The organism is Microcoleus sp. Z1_B2 (assembly GCF_036700325.1).
GTDB lineage: Bacteria > Cyanobacteriota > Cyanobacteriia > Cyanobacteriales > Microcoleaceae > Microcoleus.
Genome location: NZ_JAUBOQ010000006.1, coordinates 38,241 through 59,607, shown reverse-complemented (window position 1 = coordinate 59,607; position 21,367 = coordinate 38,241). Strand labels below are relative to the sequence as shown.

Genomic DNA, 21,367 nt, shown 5'->3' with positions numbered 1-21,367 from the left:
GATTCAATATTGCCAAATCCCCAATCGCCAAATCCCCAATCGCCAAATCCCCAATCGCCAAATCCCCAATCTAAAATCTAAAATCTAAAATCTAAAATCATCTTGGCGGACGACGGTTACGCAAAAACTCAGGAATATCCAATCCCAAATCCTGCGGCGGTTTCGCTTTCGGATCGGGCGTCTGTTGAGCAGGAGTCACCGGAACAGTTGCAGCCCGCCAAGGAGCATTAACATTTTGCGTGCGCCCCGGAGGCGGAGGCGACGCAACTTCCCCCGAAAAACCAGTAGCGATCACAGTAATCTTAATTTCGCCCTGAAGCCGCTCGTCAATCACCGCTCCAAAAATAATATTGGCATTCGGATCGACAACCTCGTAAATCGTCTCAGCCGCCGCATTCACCTCGTGCAGCGTCATGTCAGTACCGCCAGTGATGTTAAACACCACACCTCTAGCGCCCTCAATAGACGAAGCTTCCAGCAGAGGCGAAGAAATAGCCTGCATCGCCGCCTCCCTAGCCCGCGACTTGCCAGAACCCACGCCAATGCCCATCAAAGCCGAACCCGCATCCGCCATTACTGCCCGCACGTCAGCAAAGTCAACATTCACCAAACCGGGAATAGTAATAATGTCAGAAATACCCTGAACCCCTTGGCGCAGGATATCGTCAGCAACTCGAAAAGCCTCTTGTACCGGCATTTGTTCCGAAATCACAGACAGCAGCTTGTCGTTAGGAATTACGATCAGCGTATCCACCCGAGTTTGCAAAGCCGCGATTCCTTCCTCAGCTTGGCTGGTGCGCCGCCGTCCCTCAAACGTAAAAGGCCGCGTTACTATGCCCACAGTTAAGGCGCCCATTTCCTTAGCGACCTCAGCCACGATCGGAGCCGCGCCCGTGCCCGTACCACCGCCCATACCGGCCGTGATAAATACCAAATCCGCATGATTCAGAGCATTAGCAACTTCATCGCGGGATTCCTCCGCAGCCTTTTGACCGATCGCCGGATTGCCCCCCGCGCCCAAACCGCGCGTCAACTTCTGTCCGACTTGCAAGCGTTTCGGAGCATTTGAGAGAACCAGAGCTTGGGAATCTGTATTCACGCACCAAAACTCGACACCAGAAACCTCGCTAGCAATCATCCGGTTAACGGCGTTGCCCCCACCACCGCCGACGCCAATTACTTTGATTTTGGCGGCACTGCTGGGCATTATGTCTTTGGGATTGACCATAGGATCGATATCAATACTATCTACATTTACATAACCAGACTTGCGTCTAAAGGGATTGGCGGAATCTGCTGCCACCGGAAAATTTTTTACTTCTTCCGAAGGGGGACTGTCTTGGTCAGACCCCTGTCTATTATTAAGCTTCATTAGAGTCGGGGATGGTAGATTAGAGCTTGTTAACTAAACGCCAATTCACAATCAACTATAGGCTAAGTTGCGCGAAAAACTAACACAGATCGATGCTTAATGTTAGCAATCTCGGATTTGGCCGACCTCGCTAGCCCAGACCTCGCTTGACGCCATCCAGGTACTTGACCGGATTAAGGCAGTTGTAAGCTGCGTCAGAAGGAAAAAAATGGATACTAGCCCCAGACGCGGAGCGCTATCCAAAAACTGTGCTGATTTGAAGCCCTATCGATCCTGATGGGCAAAAATTCTGCCTATCGATCGATACCTTCTACCTTCTGTTGACAGAGGATCAATTCTGGGCGCGAGTGGGTGCGGGAGTGGAACTCTGCTTTGTCAAACTTACCCAAACTTTGCTAAAGCCACCTTTAGCTGCAATTCGGAGTTGACTTCCTGCGCTGTTGGGTGGTCGGCCATCCCAAGATAAGCAGGCTATCCCCCAATAGCCTTGGGTTCCCAATTTAAAATATTTAAACTGGCATTGAGATCGCGATCTATTGAGGAGCCACAAGCAGGACAATCATAAGTCCGAACGCTTAGTGGCATATCTTTTTTATGCCCGCAATTCGCACAAGTTTTAGAACTGGGGAACCATCGATCTACCAGCACTAAATTCGCTCCATACATTTTGCACTTATAATTTAGCTGCCCCCTGAATTCGTAAAACCCTAAGTCGGATATTGCCCCAGCCAACTTGTGATTTGCCATTATTCCGCTTACGTTCAAGTCTTCTATATTGATTGACTTGAAAGTTTTAGCTAAATAAGTCGTTAACTTTTGAAGGAAATCTTTGCGAATGCAAGCTATTCGTGCGTGAAGTCTGCCGAGCTTGTTGTAAGTTTTGCGCTGATTGTTTGAGGCTTTTATTTGTCTTGATGCCTTGCGCTGCAACCGTGCAAGCTTGGTTTTCGCTTGCTTTAATGGCTTTGGTGCATCAAACACTTGACTGTTTGACAGGGTAGCAAAATATTTAATACCCACGTCAATCCCTACAGAGCTTTCGGGTTGTTGAATTGGTAAAAGTTCCGCATCAACACAGAAAGAGACGAACCAGCGATTTCCTTCTTGTGAAATGGTAAAAGTTTGAGAGACAAAACCGCATTCCAGTGGCTCGTGAAGTCGAAAAGTTCCCTGCGTGGGAATCTTAATGGTGTTGCCAGCAGTTAGTAAAACTTTTCCATTAGACGAATCAACCGTGAATGATTGCCCATCCCGGCGGCTGGCAAATTTCGGATGATCGGCTTTTCCCAAGCGATACCGACTGAACGCATCTTTCAAGTCAATCAAAGCGTTTTGGTAAACACGAGAAGACAACTGGTTCATCCAAGCGCATTCAGGTTGTTTCTTGACGTGGTTGGTGAGAACTTTCTTGACTTCGTTGATGACCTTTGAGTCTGAAAAATTGCCCTCACCGTACATTTGGACTCGCAAGCTCAATCCCATGTTAAATACTACACGCCGGAATCCTGCGTGTTTTGCCATCAAGGTTGCTTCCCTATTATTCAATTTGAGCGCTCGCTTGACGGCAAACATGGAAATTCCTCTCAACAATCAACTTTAGATAAGTTTAGCAAACTATTTAGCAATTAAGTCCGACTCCAAACTGCCGGGGAGTTGTGGCAAATGGACGATCGGCTCCGCAGGATTTTTTAAGTCAATGTAGGCTATGAGGCTTGAATCTATCTGTTTTGGCAATTGTCGCATTCGGTCTAAGACCTTAAGTTGCTCCGCAGTCTTGGAACTGTACGGCCCTAAGTGTACGGTACCGATCTCTGTTTTCAAGATCAAGTTGTTCGGGTTTTGCCAATTAATCTCAAACACTTTCACCGTCAAGGCGCTGAGTCCTTGGTAAAACTTCGGCCAAGACGCGCGATACTGTTCCAAAGGCCCGATGACTTTTAAAGTTGGCAAAGAACGCTGAGGCGGAGGTCCCGCAATGCTGCCGGGCCCGATCGAACTATTGTGCGATCGTACAGCAGTATAACTATCCGACGGCATCCAACCTCCGCGAGCGTCCAGCCACCCCACTTTTTCCTTGTCACTGTTCGATCTCAACACCGCCGTCGGCTGCGCCACCGCCACGGGCAAGCGTTCTGCCACTTCTATAGTCAAACTCGGTGGAAACAAGTTACGAGTCACCTTCGCTTTGGCGATCGGCCCGGTGGACTCCAGCTTTTGGGCCAGGGCCTGCGGTTGAATCCCCCACAGCGACTGCGGGTAAGACAGCGGCACTAAAGACCGCACCGCCTTATCCGATAGCCACTGATTGCCCTCCACCTTCACTTGTTCCGATCGGGCAATCAACCAAGCCGGCTGAGCAATCCACCACAACAAACCTCCAGCCATTGCGCTTGCTGCCAGCATTTGCCACACCACAGCCGCCAATCGAGCGCGACGGATCTGCCGCAACTTTTGGCGCCTGCGCCCTAACTCTGTTTGAGAAACCGCTCCAAAACTAGCCATCTACCTCTTGACAATATAGTAATTAACGATTAGCACAAATTCAAAACTGTTTAATCTTTCTCTCTCGAACCCTGTTTTCCCCTACCATTTAACCAGATATCCGCAAATTTACCCATCCTCCGGGCAATATCAGTAATATCACTGATCCCGCTAAGTAATAAAAAATTATTAATTAAAAATTCCCAATTCCAGCGCCGGGAAAACCCCTTACCAGCTCAAGGTTCTTTGGGTATTTAGGGCATTACCCCACAGGGCAAAAGGTTACAAATCAAACTAAACTCAAGTAAAGAAAGTTTAGACTTTCGATTAACTTTTTAACTTTTATTCGGCTTCAATTGTGATCGCACTCGAATTAGACAGATTCTATAAAGCCTGCAACCCCAGCAAGACCCTTGTTGCGGGAGACCCAGGGGATTATCAATACTACATTGATTTTGGTTCCGTGCGTGGCGGCAAAATCATTGAATCTTTACAGCGAACCATTACCCGCATCTCCCCCAATGAGCCAACCTGTCAGCTATTTACAGGGCATATCGGGTGTGGCAAATCTACGGAATTGTTTCGACTAAAAGCTGAGTTAGAGCAAGAGGGTTTTTGCGTCGTCTACTTCGAGTCTTCCCAAGACTTAGACATGGGGGATGTAGATATCAGCGATATTTTGCTGAGCATTGCCCGCCAAGTTAGCGAAACTATGGAATCGGCTAAAATTAAACTCAGACCGAGCTATTTTACCAATCTGTTTGCAGAAGTGGCAGAATTTTTGCAGACTCCCATAGATTTGTCAGCGGAAGCCGAGTTATCTGTAGGCATTGCTAGAGTTACTGCTAAAACTAAAGACTCTCCCAAACTGCGATCGCAACTCAGGCAATATCTCGAACCCCGCACCAACAGCATCTTGCAGTCGATCAACGAAGAACTCCTCAACAAAGCTAACGCCGAACTCAAGCAGCAAGGTAAAAAAGGGCTCGCAGTCATCGTTGACAACCTCGATCGCCTCGACGCCTCCCTCAAACCCAGCGGACGCACCCAGCCAGAATATCTGTTTTTAGACCGAGGCGAACAGTTGAAAAAACTTAATTGCCATGTTGTCTACACGATTCCCCTGACTTTGATTTTTTCCAACGACTTCGGCCGCCTCGCCAGTCGATTTGGAGTCAAGCCCAAGGTGATGCCCATGGTACCAGTGCAAGTGCGATCGGGCGAAGACCACCTCGAAGGAATGGCACTGCTGCGCCAGCTAGTATTAGCCAGAGCTTTCCCCGCAGTTGCTCCCCATCAACGCATTGATTTGATTTCCCAGGTGTTTGACTCTCCCGAAACTTTAGACAGGCTTTGTCGGATTAGTGGCGGTCATGTTCGCAATCTACTGATGCTTTTGTATAGCTGTTTGCAGCACGAAGACCCTCCCTTCTCTCGCGAATGCCTCGAAAGCGTCATTCAAGAATATCGCGATGACCTTTTGGGAGCCATCAATGACATGGAATGGGAATTACTGTTTCAAGTTGTCAACCGACAAAGTGTAACAGGCGAAGAAGAGTCTCAAATTTTGTTGCGAAGTATGTTTGTCTTTGAATACCGCGATCAAGAAGGTCGTTGGTTTGGGATTAATCCAGCCCTAGCAGAAACCCGAAAATATAAGGAGTGGCTGCAGCGCAGTGAGCCAAAATAGTTGGGATTTTTGAGATAGCTTCGTGACTCTAAAAACCCTTAAATACGAGGGATTTAGAAAGAATTTAACTAAAAATTCATCGCTCAAAACTCCGAAATCTTACCATCCAATACAGAAATCAGTCAGCGGTTTTTTCCACTGGCTAATTTCTGTTGAATGCTGGCTATAGGCGGTGTATTTTATTGTCCTGTAAAACTTTGCCACCACTAAGGACTTTGCCCACTCTCAACTCTCATATCTGCAATGTCAGACCCCCTATGTCTGTTTTTAGCTGTTGCTCTTAATTTCACATAATCCCATACCGGAGTACATTTTTTTTGCTGTTATGCTAAATGCCTGCTACAGATATATCGAAGTTGTTTACTAATAGCTAGCCGTCGGTATGATCGTGAACTAAGCACTTGGCTATTTATGATCTGTAGTCCTTTATATATCGCTTAATCAAAAAATCTAAGATAACCTTAAATTTTTATTCGCAAGTCTAGCATTCTCTGAGATTGAGAGGTATGATATCTTTACATTGGATCTAATAAATATGTAAGTATTGATAGGACAAGTACGGAAAACTACGTATTTATACAGAGATAAAGCGTCAGACAGAGACGGGGATGTCTAAGTAGAGACGCTTTCAGTCACGATTGGCGAGCGTTAGGTAATTGATTAATGCAAAAGAGGTGCACGCATGACCGATCTAATTAAGGTACAAGAAACTGCAAACTACAACGAGCGCTCGCTCAAAACTCTGGTCAGGTCAATCACAATGTCTCAACACCAATTCTCGCTAATTTTGGTGCGCTGCAACTACGAGCAGTTGCGGCAGCAAATAGCGCAGCGGCTGCGAGAAGTGTCCCCAGTTCCAATTCAAGATATCGTCCTGCCAGCTTCAGTCAAAACCCTCTACACTACCCTGCTCTCAAGCTCTTTCCAGGAGGGGTACTCGCCTGTGGATGCCACCTCGGCTTTGATGGTATTCGGTTTAGAAACAGTAGTAGCGATCGACGAACTGATGGCTTCTACCAATCAAGTGCGAGACGAATTTCGCAAAAATTTTTCCTGCCCAGTGATCTTGTGGGTAACAGATGACATCGTGACCAAAATGATTCGTCTGGCCCCGGATTTCAAAAGTTGGGCCGCCGCCACAATTAAATTTGAAATGGGCGTTGACGAATTAATTAATTTCCTCGCTAGGCGGGCAGATACTATATTTAAAATAGGCGAACTCAATCCAGAACTCGCCAGCAGCAACCTCAGCACCATCGCTAATTGTGAGACCTGCCAAACCCCGTCCGAAAAACGCGGTCTGGAGCGGGAAATCAGCCCCGGAGAAAACTTTCTAACTTTTAACTCTGGGCCCCAAAACCGACGACAATCAGATGTCCACTCGTACTCGCCGTTGAGTCCCGGCAATACCTTCGATTTGGCGATCGGCTCTTTGCCACGCCGAGAACTAGAATTAGCTTTAAGAGATTTACAAAATCGCGGTGAAGAATTAGAACCCGCCCTCAAAGCCAGCCTGCAATTCGTTCTCGGTAGAGATTACTATGTCAGCGACCAAACCGAAACTGCCTTAATTCACTACCAAGAAAGTTTAGTCTTTTGGCAGCAGAAAACGGGCCACAGGGAACTGGAAAACTTGGAACATTCCGAAAACCCAGAAACCTTCTCCTCCTTGTCGAATCCTGTCCCCAAAATTTTATTTTTAGAGAGAGAAGGCATAGTGCTGTTTCACATAGCCCTGTGTCACCGCTTGCAAGCAGCCAGAAACCCCGTAGCCAACCGCCAGCACTGGGAACAAGCTTGGATTAGCCTGGAACAATCTAGAAACGCTTTCTCCCTTGCCTCACGCCCGGAATTGGTAGCTGAGGTGACAGCACACCTCGGAGAAGTGCTGCAGCGCTTGAAAGCTTGGGGAGAGTTGCAAGCATTAGCTGAAAATTCTTTGCAGTTGCACTTCACTTACGGTACTCCCAGCCAACTAGCTCAAGATTACGGCTTTTTGGCTGAAGTTGCCCTGCAAGAGTCGAGGTGGAGTCAAGCCCGCCAGCTAGCCGAGTTGGCTTTGGCGATTTTGGATCAAACGCCTAATGATTTGAGATTGCTGATTGAAGATTTGAGATTGGGGTTTGAGGGAAATTATCCAGAATTTGTGGGCCCTAACGAGTTAAGTAACGAACCCAAATCTAAAATCCAACATCCTAAATCCGACAGGAGTTCGTATCTTTTACTTTTAGCCCGAAGTTTGCGGCAGTTAGGGCAGTGGGAAGCGGCGGTTCATTCTTTGGAGTTGGCTCAATCTCAAAGCGAGCCGAAGTACGACCCCCGACTTTACATCGATATTTTGACGGAATTGCAAGCGGTTTATTTCGAGCAGGGAGAGTATCTTAAAGCGTTTCGGATTAAAAAAACCCAGCGTTCGATCGAATATCAATACGGATTTAGAGCTTTTATTGGAGCCAGCCAATTGCAGCAGCAGCGCCAAGCGGTCAATCCTTCAGGCCCCTCAGCTCAAAACCAAGCTGCCATTGCAGCCTCCATGACGGCTTATTCGCGCCAAACAGATATCAATAGCTTGCTAGAAAGAATTAGCAGGGACGACCATAAATTAACTATTATTCACGGGCCCAGCGGAGTCGGGAAAAGTTCTCTAGTCAATGCAGGCTTAGTACCAGCTTTGAAAAATATTACTCCGGGTGCGCGGGATACATTGCCCGTAGTAGTCAAAGTTTACACCGACTGGCTGGTGGAGTTAGAAAATGCTTTGAACAGCGCACTGTACGACAAACAAGCCGAAGAGGAAAGTAAATTCATCTCCACAGGACTACAGGAAATCAACAAAAGAAGTTGCTCGGTTATTCCGGCTCGCAGCTCGGAAGTCTCTTCTTTTATTATAGAGCAGTTGCGCGAAAATGCCACAAATAATTTGTTGACTGTGCTGATTTTCGATCAATTTGAAGAGTTTTTCTTTGTTTCGACTTCAGTGGCACAAAGACAACTTTTTTATAATTTTTTGCGTTTGTTTTTGAATTTGCCTTATGTCAAGATAATTCTGTGCTTACGCGAAGATTATTTGCACTACTTACTAGATTGCGATCGCTTCCCAAATCTTGACGCTATTAACAATAATATTCTCGACAAAAGTATCCGCTACCAACTGCGGAGTTTTTCTATCAAAGACGCGCGGGCTGTCATCGGACACTTAACAGAACGGGCGGAATTTTATTTAGAGCCGGCACTGATCGATGCCTTCGTAGAAGATTTAGCAGACGAACTGCAAGAAGTGCGACCAATTGAATTGCAGGTAGTAGGAGCGCAACTGCAAGAAGAAGATATTACCAGTCTAGCACAATACCAGCAATTGGGGGACAATCCCAAAGCGGAATTAGTGAAACGATCGCTCGAAAGAGTCATCTCTGACTGCGGGCCCGTTAACGAAGACGCAGCTTGGAAAATCTTGTTTTCCCTGACAGATGAAAGAGGCGTAAGACTGATAAAAACCAAACACGAACTCTCGTTAGTTACAGGCCCGCAGCCAGCCGATGCCCGCGAAACCGAATTATCGGCGATCGGCAGAAACCGAATTTCCCTACCGCGACAGTTCGCTGCATACCCTGAAAGCCGACCCAAGAAAACCGACAACCTGGACTTAATTTTAGACATTTTAGTTGGTCACGGTTTGCTATTTTTGCTACGGGAAGCGCCCGAAGACCGCTATCAATTGGTACACGACTATTTAGTGCGACCGATTCGCCAAAGATTCGGCTTAGAAGCGAGACTCCACAAAGCAGAAGCGGACAAAAAGATGAGTCAAGCACAGCTCTACCGAGCCAATACTTTTCTCAAACAACTGCTGGGAGTAGCAGTGATCGGCGTCATGCTGCTCACCAGTTCCACCATCGCAGCCGTAAATTTTTGGTGGCGGGCCGTGGGTCAAAAACAGCTAGCTGTCGCTCAAACTCAGCGAGCCGAAATCAGTACCCTGACAGCAGCTTCGGAAGCACTTTATTTCTCAAATAACAAATTTGACGCCATGATGGAAAGTTTGAGAGCTGGTAAAAAGTGGAAACAGATCGAACACTCCCAACAAATGTATACTCTCAAAGACACCGAAATCCTGATTTCTGCAGCCCTCCAGCAGGCAGTTTATGGAGTCAAAGAACGCAACCGCTTGGAAGGACACGGCGATGTAGTTTGGGGTCTTAGCTTCAGTCCAGACGGCGAGACAATAGCTTCTTCCAGTGTAGATAAAACCGTCAAACTTTGGCGGCGCGACGGCAGTTTGCTGGCAACTTTCAAAGACCACACTAACAGTGTCTCCTGTGTCGCGTTCAGTCCCGACAACAAAACCATAGCGTCGGCAAGTTTAGATAAAACTGTCAAAATTTGGCAAACTGACGGCCGTTTGTTAGCTACTTTCAAAGGGCATACTAATAGCGTTACCAGCGTTGCTTTTAGTTCTGACGGTCAAACGATCGCCACTGGCTCTACTGATAAAACTATCAAACTTTGGAAAACCGACGGCACGCTGCTGCGAACGATCGAACAATTTGCTCCCGTAAATTGGCTAAGCTTCAGCCGCGACGGCAAAATAATCGCTGTGGCGAGCGATGACGGTAGTGTGAAACTGTGGAGTTCTGACGGTAAGTTAATCGCTAATTTATGGCACAGCGAAAACAGACAACCCTCGAAAATTTACACCGTCAGTTTCTCCCCCGATGGTGAAACGATCGCCAGTGCGGGTGAAGATAAAACGGTGAAAATCTGGAGCATCGCTGCACTCAAACACCCACCAACAGAAAATTCCACACAAGCCAAAAAAGGTGAACTGCTAACAACTTTGCGGGGACACAGCAAGTGGGTATTTGGTGTCAGTTTCTCTCCCGACGGTCAAACACTTGCTTCTGGAAGTGCAGACGGGACTGTCAAACTCTGGAATCTTGCTGGTGTTGGCGACAAACGCCCAACCGATGCTAGCAACATTAAACCAGAGAGTCGCTTACTGAGAACTTTTGAGGGACACGCCGATCGAGTTACTCAGGTGAGTTTTAGCCCGGAAGGCAAAACCTTGGCTTCGGCAAGTTTTGACAAAACTATCAGGCTGTGGCGACTCGATGACGTGCCGCTCAAAACCCTCGACGGACACCAAAACCGGGTGCAAGGCGTTACTTTTAGCCCCGACGGCCAAAGGCTGGCTTCTGCTTCTACGGACAACACTATCAAACTCTGGAGCCGCACGGGAGTTTTGCTGGAAACCTTGGAAGGACACACTCAGAGAGTCGCCAGCGTCAGTTTCAGCCCCGACGGCCAGCTACTTGCTTCTGGGAGTTACGACAAAACGGTGAAAGTCTGGAGTTTGACAGAAGATGGCATGAATAATATTCTCCCTTGTCCTTCGGCTCCGCTATTCCCGTGTTCGCCTTCTGTGCTGTTGACTCTCGACGGCCACGCCGACAGCGTGATGAGCGTGAGCTTTAGCCCCGACAGCGAGGTTCTGGCAACGGCTAGCAAGGATAAGACTGTGAAACTCTGGACTAGAAACGGCAGGCTGATTAAGACTTTGACGGGACACACAGGCTGGGTGACTGGGGTGACTTTCAGTCCCGACGGCTCGATGCTGGCTTCTGCAAGCGATGATGGTACTCTCAAACTCTGGAATCGGGACGGTCGTTTGCTAAGAACGTTTGAAGGAGCTCACAACAGTTTTGTGTTGGGGGTTGCTTTTAGCCCTGATGGCAAAATGCTGGCTTCGGCTGGTTACGACAATTCGGTGAAATTGTGGAAGGTAGATGGGACTTTGGTGGCGACGCTGCTGAAGGGTTCTAGCGACAGCGTGACTAGCGTTGCTTTTAGCCCGGATGGTTTGTTGGTGGCTTCGGGTAGTTACGATCATAAGGTGAAACTGTGGAGTCGCAGCGGGACTTTGCTGAAAACTTTGACGGGTCACAAGGATAGTGTGATGAGTGTGAGTTTTAGCCCGGATGGGAAGGTTCTGGCTTCTGCGGGCCGGGATAATCGGGTGATTTTGTGGAATTTGGATCTTGACGATTTGCTGGTGAGGGGCTGTGACTGGGTGGGAGATTATTTGAGGACTAATCCTAATGTGAGCGATCACGATCGGCGTCTCTGCGACGGGGTGGTGGCAAAACCTCAGTTTTAGCTATTTGATTGTTGGCGGTTGACGGTTACAAATTAAGGATTAAAGTTATGGATGCAGAAGAATTGATCGGACGGTATGCTGCTGGAGAAAGAGACTTTGCAGGTCTTGACCTAAGTGGAATTCTTTTGGGTAGACGTTACGCTGATGAGTTAATCAAACGATATCAAACTGAAGAAAACACCAGAATTGGAGGAGTCAACCTGCGCGGTATAAACCTGAGCGGCACTAATCTGGAAGGGGCTAACCTAGAAGCCGTTGATTTTATGGGGGCCAATTTGAGTGGAGCCAACTTGACTGGAGCTATATTGCAGGTGGGGAGGCTCAATGAAGCTAACCTGAGCGGAGCTAACCTCAGAGAAGTTATCCTTAGCTCGGCTCGACTGCATCAAACTAACTTGAGTGGGGCTATTTTGGAAAGAGCTGTCTCGTATGATGCGGAATTCATAGGGACGATTCTGAAACAAGCAAAGCTCAAGGGGGCTGGTTTAGAGACTTCTAGCTTTATTGACGTTGATTTTACCAGTGCTGATTTAAGAGAGGTAGGTATAGGACCAGCTACCATCAAGCAATGCAACTTTACCAAAGCCAATTGGAATCGAGGGTGTATTCAACGGTGTACGTTTATCGATTGCGATTTTACCAAGGCTAGCTTTAGGAAAGCCGGTGCAATAGAATCGAATTTTATTCGGTGTAATTTTACAGATGCTGAATTGGTGAAAATGTAAGTTTTTGATGCCTGCACGAAAGTTTCTATTTTCTAAATAGCTAGAGAAATAGAAGGTCAGTGAATGTTGAATTTGAACCACTCACTGACCAGAGGAATAAATCCCTAAGTCATTCTTTTATAGCAAGCGCTCAAAAGGAACCTTCTTAATCCGTTCCAGGTGCTAATCCGGCGGGTGCTGGTACTGCCAACTGGGCGGGTATATTCAGGGAGTTATCGCCAAAGTTTAAGTTGAAGGCTCCTGCAAATTCAAATCCCGCCGGCAGCGGTAGGGAGAAGTTTTGTTGGTTGACTGGGGCAATGCTGACGGTTGTGTCTTGCTTTAAGGCACCGGGGGCTATCATTACTGTTGATGTGCCGTCTGTTGAGCTGATGACATTCAATAAGGAAGGCTATCCCAAGTATTTCCAATAGATTCTTGACTGGGAAAGCGGTATTATTAACACTATCAACCGATTACAAATTAAGGGTTAAAGTTATGGATGCTGAAGAATTACTTAGAAGATATGCCAATGGCGAGAGAGACTTTGCTGAGGTTGACTTGAGCAATGCCAATTTGAAGAAAAGCAAGCTTATTGATATCAATCTCACCAAGACCAATTTAACAGATGCTGACTTGAGTGGTGCTGAGTTGATGAATGCTAACTTGAGTGGTGCTAACTTGATTTCTGCTGAGTTGATGAATGCTAACTTGAGTGGTGCTAACTTAAGCGATGCTAACATGGATTGTATTGACTTGAGCGACGCTAATTTGACCGAGGCTAACTTGACCGAGGCTAACTTGGATGGCGCTGAGTTGATTAAGGCTAATTTTAGTGGTGCTAACTTGAAAGGAGCTTGGTTACAAGGGGCTGACTTGACGGGAGCTAATCTAAGTAATGCCTGCTTAGAAAACGCAACTTTGCACTATGCTGACGTGACTGATGCCAACCGAGCGTGGAGCTAATTTGAAAAATGGTTTTTTATCTAGGCTCAACTGCCAAAATACTAACCTCACTGGAGCCGACCTCAGCGATGTAGACCTCGGTGAAGCTGGTTTTCATAAAGCAACTCTAATTGGCGCGAATCTAAGTAATACCAAACTACATCAAACTGGGTTTTGGAATTCCGATCTTACTGGAGCTAACTTTAGTGGTGCAATTATGGATGAAACATCATTTGATGGTTCAAATCTGTGCAATGCTAATCTGATGGGAGCTAGACCCGATCCTGAATATGACGACTCAAATACAATCAATCTGTGCGGAAAATGGGAAGACGCTACTTTGTGCAATACTATAATGCCAGATGGAACGATCCGAAATGATAATTGTACGGATCGATGAATGGAAAACATTACTATAAAACGATTACAAATTAAGGGTAAAAGTTATGAATGCGGAAGAATTAATCGGACGATATGCTGCTGGTGAGAGAGACTTTATTGGCGCTGACTTAAGGAACATCTGTCTGATGGATACTTTTCTAACGGACATCAACTTACGTAGTGCCAATTTAGAAGATTCTTTATTAATGAGAAATTTTCTGATTAATGCCAACTTAACTGGTGCTAACCTGAAAAAAGTTAATCTTTCAGATTCATATTTAATGAATGCTAACTTAATTAATGCCAATCTCAGTGATGCTAATCTCCATCAAGCTGATCTAACAGGTGCTGATTTAACAGGCGCTGATTTAACAGGCGCTGATTTAACCACAGCTCAATTGATTGGTGCTAACTTAATTGATGCTAAGTTAAATAATATTCAAACTAATAAATCGACAATTTTTCATCATACTATTATGCCTTCTGGAAATCGAAAAATGGATTCGGAGCGAGGCTTAAGTGGTGAAGAATTCAAAAGACGCTATGCAGATGGACAGAGAGAATTTACCGGAATAGTCTTACATCGAGTTAACTTAGAAGGTGCTAACCTACCTAATCTGGATCTGTCCTATGCTCATTTCAGTCAAGTTAACTTGCGTAATGCTATTCTGGAACCTTTTAGTTGGGACTCGGCACGAATTATTTATTGCGACCTTAGAGGTTCTAATTTAAAGGGTGGCAATTTTACTAATACCAGGTTTATTCACTCTGATTTAAGAGAGGCGCAACTTTTCGGCGAGGCAACCTGTACCAGTTTTATAGAAGTTAGCTTCCAAGGCGGTGTATTCCTATATCATGGACAGTCACCTCCTTTCTGCTATAACGTTACTTTACCAGATGGGGAATATATGGCTGGATGTAGCGATTGCTATCAAAAAACTACTCATATCAAAAAAGATGGCGAGTTTTAATGTTATGAGGATGGGATTTAAGCAAGGTCGCTAAATATAGTAAGGGTGAAGACCTGTCGCCCTTACCACATCTTAAAATGTTATAAATTGCGTAAATTTTATCCTCATTATTTTTCCCCAAAGCCAACTCAGTAAAACTGCTTCAATCAAAAACTAAAACAGAAAATCTAGACTTTTTCTAAAAGATTTTTTTGTACACTTTTGTCAGTAACATTTGAGAGAAAACTAAAATCAAAAGGTGTATTCGAGCCGGGAATAGGCCTGTTGTTAAGAAGAGTTTGAAGTTGTAGCAAGGTAATTCGCCAAGTTGCCACGTTTCTCCATTGTTCAGGGCTTTCGATGGGTTGACGATTTCCCCCTAAGAGTTGATTTAGAGGATGTTCTTGAGGCCAAGATTCTGGTTCTGAGCGGTTAGGAGTTATAAATGTAAACATAAGTGTTTCAGAGGTAATTTCAGCATTTGGTTTAGGCAAAGCCATAATTGTTTTCCAGGTCCATTCAGGAATCTGAATATTGTTCTCAAAGTTTTGGGGGTTTGTATTCCCTCTGTTAATAAAAATACCATTGTTTGTTAGTTGATTTAAGAGTGCTGGAACATTAGTTTTTTTCTGAGTAGTCCAATTATTTCCTAAAGCACCGGCAATAATATAAAGTTCTTGCCCTTGCTGAACACGATCCTGTACTTTTTGTTCAATATTAAACCAAGCAGAGGCAGTCAATGGATTTGTAGAAAACAATCTATTATTGTCCATAGATTGTGCAATTAAATTAGTCCCCATATAGGTTTCTATGGCATCTTTAGAGTTTCTGTTTCTGTCTCGATCAGGAATTAAATGACCTTTATCCATTCCTACCCAAGGCTGCCGAAATATAGTACCATCAATTTGAGGCAGGTTAGAATTTGCTGAAGTGGGCGACAAAAAAGGATCTGCTATGAACTGGATGTCTGTTCTTGTACTAGATGGTACAGTCCACGATTTATTAACTTGCCAACTCACCCAGTTAGAAAGTTTTGTTTGAGTATTGTAGGATACTACATATCCTGGTTTTTCAATCAGTAAATTTGTTGGTTGTTCTTGAGTTAAATCCCATCTAGCGTTAGTAGGGTTGCCAAGCTTGAGGTGTGGACTCTTGAAAAATACATTATCTATGATAACATTTGCATTGTCATCACCTTCTAGGCTAAACGTCAGCTTAGCTGGTTTTCCTACAGATTTTGCGAAATCTTCGTAAGCCAGTAATTGCAAGGGTAACTGAAAAGTTTCAAATCCTGTTCTTCCAAATCCAATACTATTGATATTCTGGCTATATATTTTTCTGATTTCATCGACATCTTCTTTGTTGGCCTCAGCTACAGTAACGGAATCCTGAGCTAGATTTATTCTCTTTATTGGTATGTTTACTCCTTCTACTTCAAGTTTTACATTGAGTATTCCACTTCTGCTGGGAGCGTGAATATCAAACCGCAAATTTCCCCAATCATTTAGCATAAAGCGATTATGGGAGATGCTTTCACCACCTTTTAACTTCAGAGCATAATTGGGTTGATAATCTTGAGCTTGAGAGTTAATACCTAATAAGCTCAAGTAATTGGAAAAATTGGGAGATTGTTGAGCTATCTCATTCCACTCTACAAGGTTGTTGATAGGTGACACCAAAGTTGATGTGGCACTATTATGAAAAGACCACCCAGGAATTTCCTTAGAGATAGTATTCCGACCAAATTCTTCAGCCCCACTCTTATTAGGAATAAACTGGTCAAAATTCCCATTAAACAGAGTAGGAACCGCATAATCCCCCCGCATACCAGCAGAAAGAGTATTATCAAAACTCACCGGAACGCGCCCAACAGAACTCAACGTCCGTCGGTCTTTACCTCCACCCAAAACAGAATAAAACCAACCCTCACCAACCCCTTCACCATTGCCATTATCATACCAAGGTTTAGCAGCCGGGAAATTCGGATCGAACAATTCGGGTAAACCCATTTTACCCAACATATCGTTAACTGCTTGAGGCTTCTCAGAAGCCTCCACATGAGGATACTGAAGTAAAACTTCCTCCAGGTCTAAATCAACCGTCCCAGCATACCATCCAAATGCTCGCTTGTGCGTCCCTCCTACAAAATCATCCTTAGTAAACCCAATACGACTGTTTTCACGACCTGGTTCCTTCTCACGAGTACCGAGTAAAATCTCTCGGTCTGCCTTCCCTAAAGTAACACCATTAGCTTTAGGAAAATTCAGTCCAGCAGGTTTGGGATTCTTATCCAACTCCTCTTGTGGAAGTAGACTCAAAGAACGACCATTAGGAGTAGCAGTACCACCATTCGGGTCAGCCACAGTCTGATAATAGTTATCAGCAAACGTAACATTATTCCAAACCTGAATTTTGGGTTCGTAGAAATCGCTGAAATTTGTGCTGATAAAGCCAGGTAATTGTAAATTCAAACTAGGTTGGTAGAAATCGTGCGGGTCAATTGTTGTCATTTGGAGGTCTCGGTCAGCCATAGATTTGCCGCCCGCTTGGGGGAAGAAAGTCCCTAAACGCTGTACAATTTCGCTATTGACAACCGTCCCTCGACTGAAGCCCATGAAATGTAGTGGCGAATTGAACAAATCCCCCTGCTGGCGAATCAGCTTCCCTTCGCTGTTGTACAACCGGTTTAATTGATTGCCTTGATACTCTCCAACCTTACCCCCTAATGCCAGATCCAACTGCACCAGAGAAGCAAATAAAGCATCAGCCGCACCCTCAGAAAAGCCAACGTCAGGAATGACTGATTCTCTGTCCAACGACCATTCTGTCAGCAACACTAACGGTTTGTTCTGGTTGAGGTATTTAATCTCCTTTCCATCTATAACTACCCCGGCTTTTAAGTTATTTGCCAAAGTTGATAAATAATTAGGTTCGCTGGTGTTAAGCCCCTCGGTCAAATTAGTTATCACCCGTCCCTGTATATCTATAGGAATCCAGTTACCTGTAGGCTTGTCGTAGCGCATAATTAACCCGCTGTTTTCCGGTGTATTACCGCTAACAGTGGCAATTTTGTTGGCCATTTGGAAAAAGGAATCAGGAATCCCAGACTGGTTAGGCAAAAGTGTAAAACCATGAGTCAACACGCTGACACTGCTGAAAGGACTGTTGCTATCAGGAGGTAGGGTTTTAAACTGCCCCAAATCTTTGGTCACAGCGCCGCTATTACTCACAGCTTCTACAGCAAAGTTGTAGTTCTGCCCCGCAGTAAGACTCTGAGGTAGCGTGAAGTTAGTGCTAGTATTTGCGGGGTCATTTAAAGGTTGGTTAAGAGGCGTAATCCCGTCATGGCCGTACCACTTGTTAGTATCTTTCTTCCAAGTCGCCGTCAGAATTCGGTTGGGATTGAAATCGTCATAACCGTTCCAAGGCTTAGAAAGAAGTTGACGCTTTTGTGTTTCCGAGAATCCGGGAAGGAGTGCCGAATCTGATAAATTGACAACCTTATCCCGAGGCAATAAGCCCTTCCCTTGCTCGAAGGTACTGACAAAAAGATTAACTTCTTTCACATCCTCCCAACCAGGAGAAAACTGCCATTGAAAAGTCGGAGTCAGGTCACTTGTAGTTGTACCAGGCCCCTTCAAATCCAGCCAATCAGTCGGTGCAGAACTCAAATCCCGTAAATTGCCTCCAGTACCGACTGGTGCGCGTGTTGTCCCCGGCAGCACCCCATAAGTAAACTGATTAGCAGGTCGATTCTCCTTAGTAATCCCATAGTCAGCAGCAATACTAACCGCCGGATTGATATCATCAATAGGAACCCTTGTGAAATCAGCCGCAGTCACAGACCTCGCCGTAGTAGCATTGAAGAAAGGAGACTTAACACCCCTGTCAAGACTATCAATTTTGAATTGACCGGGATTGTCCAGAGTTTTAATAATTTCCTCAACATCGAAAGCATACACGCTCCCGCTACCAGTCAGAGAAGGATAAGAGCCATAAAGGTATTTGTTGTCATTAGAAAGCACTAAATCGTTAGTAAGAGCCTCTGGAATCGGTCTGGTAGCACCGATTAATTGAGGATTTGGCCCCAAGGGGTCTTTAATAATCCCAATATTTCCCCCAGAACGCACATCTGCAGAAGGGCCAAGACTTCCAGAATTGCGACCAGCCACAAACCCATACCGCCCATCCCGCGTTACAGTGACAGATACCCCCTCATTCACATCAAAATAATCAGTAGGAAAACCCAAACTTAAAGGGGCATAACTCACAGAAGCAGTAAAGTTAAGAGGATCGTCCGAAGTAATTTCCAACACCCCAAAACCAGGCGCGTCATTATTCTGGTCAGGATTACTCCGATTCAATCCGTTTGTGAACACCATTTTCGTCGGCTCATTCGTAGCTGATATTCCCTCGGTCTCCGAAATAGTAGGAATAACTCCGATTTGTTGATGCCACTTACGAGGATTAGAATCTTCATCCTTCGGTCGATCCTTCGAGTCAATATTGATTGCATAAATCCGACGATTAGGCACTTGCTCATTATTATCAGAACCCGTGCCGAACAGCCGCCGCCCATCACTACTAATTGCCAACTGACTCAATCCTAATGGTGAAGTGACGTTAATAGTCTCAACTACTTTGTGATAAGTTGCCGAGTTAGGGTTGATGTCAAGGACGTAAATTTTCGCTTGATTTAAGTCGCCAATGTAAGCATAATCGTCTCTAGGACTGATGACTATTGACTTGGGTCTAGCGCCCGCCGGCAGGACAATGGGATTGACGCCTGGGGTATTTGGCTGAGTATCTACCTGTCGCAGTACCATTGCATCGACCAATGCCACTTGACCTGAATTCCTCAAGGTTGCGTAAACGCGATTTCCGTCGCTAGTCACGGCTGTTGATTCTGCCCAATCTGTGACACTGCTAGTCCCCACAGGAATTTGAGCCAACAGCAAGTCTTTGCTGTTTGTAGTATCAACCACTGATTCGGGGTTTTTACCGTTGAGAACCGCTACTCGGTCAGAACCGCCCAAGGCTGCAAAAACGTACTCTGCCCCCTGTGGCAGGCGAATTGGATTGCTGTGGTACTGGATTTCTTTGTATACTGGTGTAACACCTTTTTGCTCGACGGTCTGGTTCTGCTTCCTCTCGAGCACGACGCCTGAAGCGCCCAGCACTACTGTATCAGGCACTTTAACTGCTACTTCATACTGATTGCCCCCAAGAGAGCGGCTGTGTGTCGGTACTACAGTCCCCTCATACATAGAGTTGCCTGCATAGAATTTAACTGTCAAATCCTCAAACTTACTGCCTTTGGAGTCGCTGGCATTGTTGACCAGAATGTTGCCCCCGGTCAGAAATAAGAGGGGCTCATTGTTCTCAAATGGTTGACCGGAATCATCCTTGAATTTCAGCTCAGCTTTTTGGAGGACAGGAGGTGTTGTGGGGTCAGAGGTGGTTGGGGCTGGCATATTCAAAGCTGCCTTGAAAGTGGCAGTGCCGTCGTCGTTTCGCTGCACGCCTACCTCTGTTACGACGGGAAGTCCCACCTTGGGGATTGCTACCACCTGCACTGAAGATATGTCGCGAGTTACGGTAAAGGCCGGGGTGGTAACGAATTTGTCCGGGTCGATTAACTGACCGATGTTTCCCTGGGGGTCAATGATGCCAAAAAATGCTAGGGGGTCAACTTTTCCTGAATCATTCTGTTTGTCTGTTAAAGATTGAGTCGCGGTTTGTACTGGGTTTTGTAAATCGGTTGATTAGACTTCTGCGCTGATATTAGTGTCAGGTGAAACTGGGTTAGATGTGGCTGGAATTAATGGGGCTGTTGGGGGCTGTGTAGTCGGCGGTTGTTGAGAATCTGAAATATTTTATGGCAGATTTGACAGAAAGTCAAAATTAAAATTATAATCGCGCTCTCGGTTGCGTTTGTTAAGAATACCTGTGAGTTCTAGGAGAGTAACTCTCTAAGTATCAGGATTTCTCCAAGCCGTTGCATGAGTTATGCGGTCGGGATATAGAGCATTAAAAAAAGTGCTATTGTTGATTGTGTAAATAGATACAGGAGTTGAGTTATGGAAAAAGAAAGAATAACTGTAGAAGAATTACTCAGACGCTATGCTACTGGCGATCGAGATTTTAGAAACATCATTTTGGAGTATGCAGACTTGAGCGGGGTTGAACTGCAAAATATTGACCTGACTGGTGCTCAATTTAACTACGTTAATTTGAGCCGACTCAATTTGCATAGGTGCGAGTTAGGGTCGGCTCAATTTTGGTACTGTAACTTCAGGGAAGCTAAAATCACCTCAAGTCATTTGGAATACAGTAGGTTTTTTGACTGTGACTTGAGAGGATTTAACAGCAGTAGATGCGACATAAGCTCGGTTAATTTTACTAGAGTCAATTTACAAGGTGCGAAGCTTGGGGGCTTTGGCGAAGACCCTTGTAACTACTGGGACGTTATTCGCCATGACGGAGTTTTTATTTCTGGTTTCACTTCCAATCTGTATCGCTCTTCCTGCAGCAATACTAACAGGGAAGTATGAGATTATAATAATATCCTAAAAAGTTATGAGAGTATGATTACTTCTGGGCTAAACGGAACTTCTTCCTGTAAGGCTAAGTTCCGTTTAGCCCAGAAGTAAAATATCAAGAAGGAGGAGAATATCTCCCTTGATTCTT

General features: G+C 45.4%; 12 protein-coding genes. 7 read left to right on the top strand and 5 right to left on the bottom strand.

Going from position 1 to position 21,367, the window contains the following annotated elements; translation table 11 throughout:
- Positions 1-97: 97 nt before the first annotated feature.
- The 3 genes from ftsZ to QT984_RS04860 all read right to left on the bottom strand — a co-directional run bounded on the left by ftsZ (position 98) and on the right by QT984_RS04860 (position 3,874).
- The gene (gene ftsZ, locus QT984_RS04870) at positions 98-1,372 is read right to left on the bottom strand and encodes a cell division protein FtsZ (RefSeq protein WP_333056121.1); all 1,275 of its coding nucleotides are present in this window, start codon (positions 1,370-1,372) and stop codon (positions 98-100) included.
- 471 nt (positions 1,373-1,843) lie between these two features.
- Positions 1,844-2,944: a transposase gene (locus QT984_RS04865; RefSeq protein WP_333056120.1), complete on the bottom strand. Its 1,101-nt coding sequence runs from the start codon at positions 2,942-2,944 to the stop codon at positions 1,844-1,846.
- Between the two features lie 42 nt (positions 2,945-2,986).
- Positions 2,987-3,874: an FtsQ-type POTRA domain-containing protein gene (locus QT984_RS04860; protein WP_333056119.1), complete on the bottom strand. Its 888-nt coding sequence runs from the start codon at positions 3,872-3,874 to the stop codon at positions 2,987-2,989.
- A 337-nt stretch (positions 3,875-4,211) separates the two neighbouring features.
- Between QT984_RS04860 and QT984_RS04855 the strand changes: the two genes are divergently transcribed.
- The 3 genes from QT984_RS04855 (at position 4,212) to QT984_RS04845 (ending at position 12,422) form a co-directional block, all read left to right on the top strand.
- Positions 4,212-5,543: a P-loop NTPase fold protein gene (locus QT984_RS04855; protein WP_333056118.1), complete on the top strand. Its 1,332-nt coding sequence runs from the start codon at positions 4,212-4,214 to the stop codon at positions 5,541-5,543.
- A 682-nt stretch (positions 5,544-6,225) separates the two neighbouring features.
- Positions 6,226-11,697 (top strand): WD40 domain-containing protein, encoded by a 5,472-nt coding sequence (locus tag QT984_RS04850; protein ID WP_333056117.1) that lies wholly within the window; start codon positions 6,226-6,228, stop codon positions 11,695-11,697.
- Between the two features lie 47 nt (positions 11,698-11,744).
- A complete protein-coding gene (locus QT984_RS04845; RefSeq protein ID WP_333056116.1) occupies positions 11,745-12,422 on the top strand; it encodes a pentapeptide repeat-containing protein in 678 nt (225 codons plus the stop codon).
- Between the two features lie 145 nt (positions 12,423-12,567).
- Here the strand turns inward: QT984_RS04845 and QT984_RS04840 are convergent, their stop codons facing one another.
- Positions 12,568-12,804, bottom strand: a complete 237-nt coding sequence (locus QT984_RS04840; RefSeq protein WP_333056115.1) for a hypothetical protein — start codon at positions 12,802-12,804, stop codon at positions 12,568-12,570.
- Positions 12,805-12,899: 95 nt separating this feature from the next.
- On the opposite strand from QT984_RS04840, the gene QT984_RS04835 reads away from it, so the two are divergent.
- The 3 genes from QT984_RS04835 to QT984_RS04825 are packed head-to-tail and all read left to right on the top strand — an operon-like array spanning position 12,900 to position 14,698.
- Positions 12,900-13,367, top strand: a complete 468-nt coding sequence (locus QT984_RS04835) for a pentapeptide repeat-containing protein (RefSeq protein WP_333056114.1) — start codon at positions 12,900-12,902, stop codon at positions 13,365-13,367.
- Positions 13,345-13,746, top strand: a complete 402-nt coding sequence (locus QT984_RS04830) for a pentapeptide repeat-containing protein (RefSeq protein WP_333056113.1) — start codon at positions 13,345-13,347, stop codon at positions 13,744-13,746. Before QT984_RS04835 ends, QT984_RS04830 begins: the two co-directional genes overlap by 23 nt.
- Before the next feature lie 46 nt (positions 13,747-13,792).
- On the top strand, positions 13,793-14,698 hold the full coding sequence (locus tag QT984_RS04825; RefSeq protein WP_333208452.1) for a pentapeptide repeat-containing protein: 906 nt from the start codon (positions 13,793-13,795) through the stop codon (positions 14,696-14,698).
- A 167-nt stretch (positions 14,699-14,865) separates the two neighbouring features.
- Here the strand turns inward: QT984_RS04825 and QT984_RS04820 are convergent, their stop codons facing one another.
- Entirely contained in the window at positions 14,866-20,247 is a 5,382-nt protein-coding gene (locus tag QT984_RS04820; RefSeq protein WP_333373382.1) for a DNA/RNA non-specific endonuclease, read from the bottom strand.
- Positions 20,248-20,757: 510 nt separating this feature from the next.
- On the opposite strand from QT984_RS04820, the gene QT984_RS04815 reads away from it, so the two are divergent.
- Positions 20,758-21,231, top strand: coding sequence for a pentapeptide repeat-containing protein (locus QT984_RS04815; protein WP_333058348.1), 474 nt, complete (start codon positions 20,758-20,760; stop codon positions 21,229-21,231).
- The last annotated feature ends 136 nt before the right edge of the window (positions 21,232-21,367 follow it).

What these genes read in the sequence shown, in the direction of transcription:
- ftsZ (WP_333056121.1), bottom strand. Translation starts at nt 1,372, where the DNA reads ATGAAGCTTAATAATAGACAGGGGTCTGACCAAGACAGTCCCCCTTCG.
- QT984_RS04865 (WP_333056120.1), bottom strand. Translation starts at nt 2,944, where the DNA reads ATGTTTGCCGTCAAGCGAGCGCTCAAATTGAATAATAGGGAAGCAACC.
- QT984_RS04860 (WP_333056119.1), bottom strand. Translation starts at nt 3,874, where the DNA reads ATGGCTAGTTTTGGAGCGGTTTCTCAAACAGAGTTAGGGCGCAGGCGC.
- QT984_RS04850 (WP_333056117.1), top strand. Translation starts at nt 6,226, where the DNA reads ATGACCGATCTAATTAAGGTACAAGAAACTGCAAACTACAACGAGCGC.
- QT984_RS04845 (WP_333056116.1), top strand. Translation starts at nt 11,745, where the DNA reads ATGGATGCAGAAGAATTGATCGGACGGTATGCTGCTGGAGAAAGAGAC.
- QT984_RS04835 (WP_333056114.1), top strand. Translation starts at nt 12,900, where the DNA reads ATGGATGCTGAAGAATTACTTAGAAGATATGCCAATGGCGAGAGAGAC.
- QT984_RS04830 (WP_333056113.1), top strand. Translation starts at nt 13,345, where the DNA reads ATGCCAACCGAGCGTGGAGCTAATTTGAAAAATGGTTTTTTATCTAGG.
- QT984_RS04825 (WP_333208452.1), top strand. Translation starts at nt 13,793, where the DNA reads ATGAATGCGGAAGAATTAATCGGACGATATGCTGCTGGTGAGAGAGAC.
- QT984_RS04815 (WP_333058348.1), top strand. Translation starts at nt 20,758, where the DNA reads ATGGAAAAAGAAAGAATAACTGTAGAAGAATTACTCAGACGCTATGCT.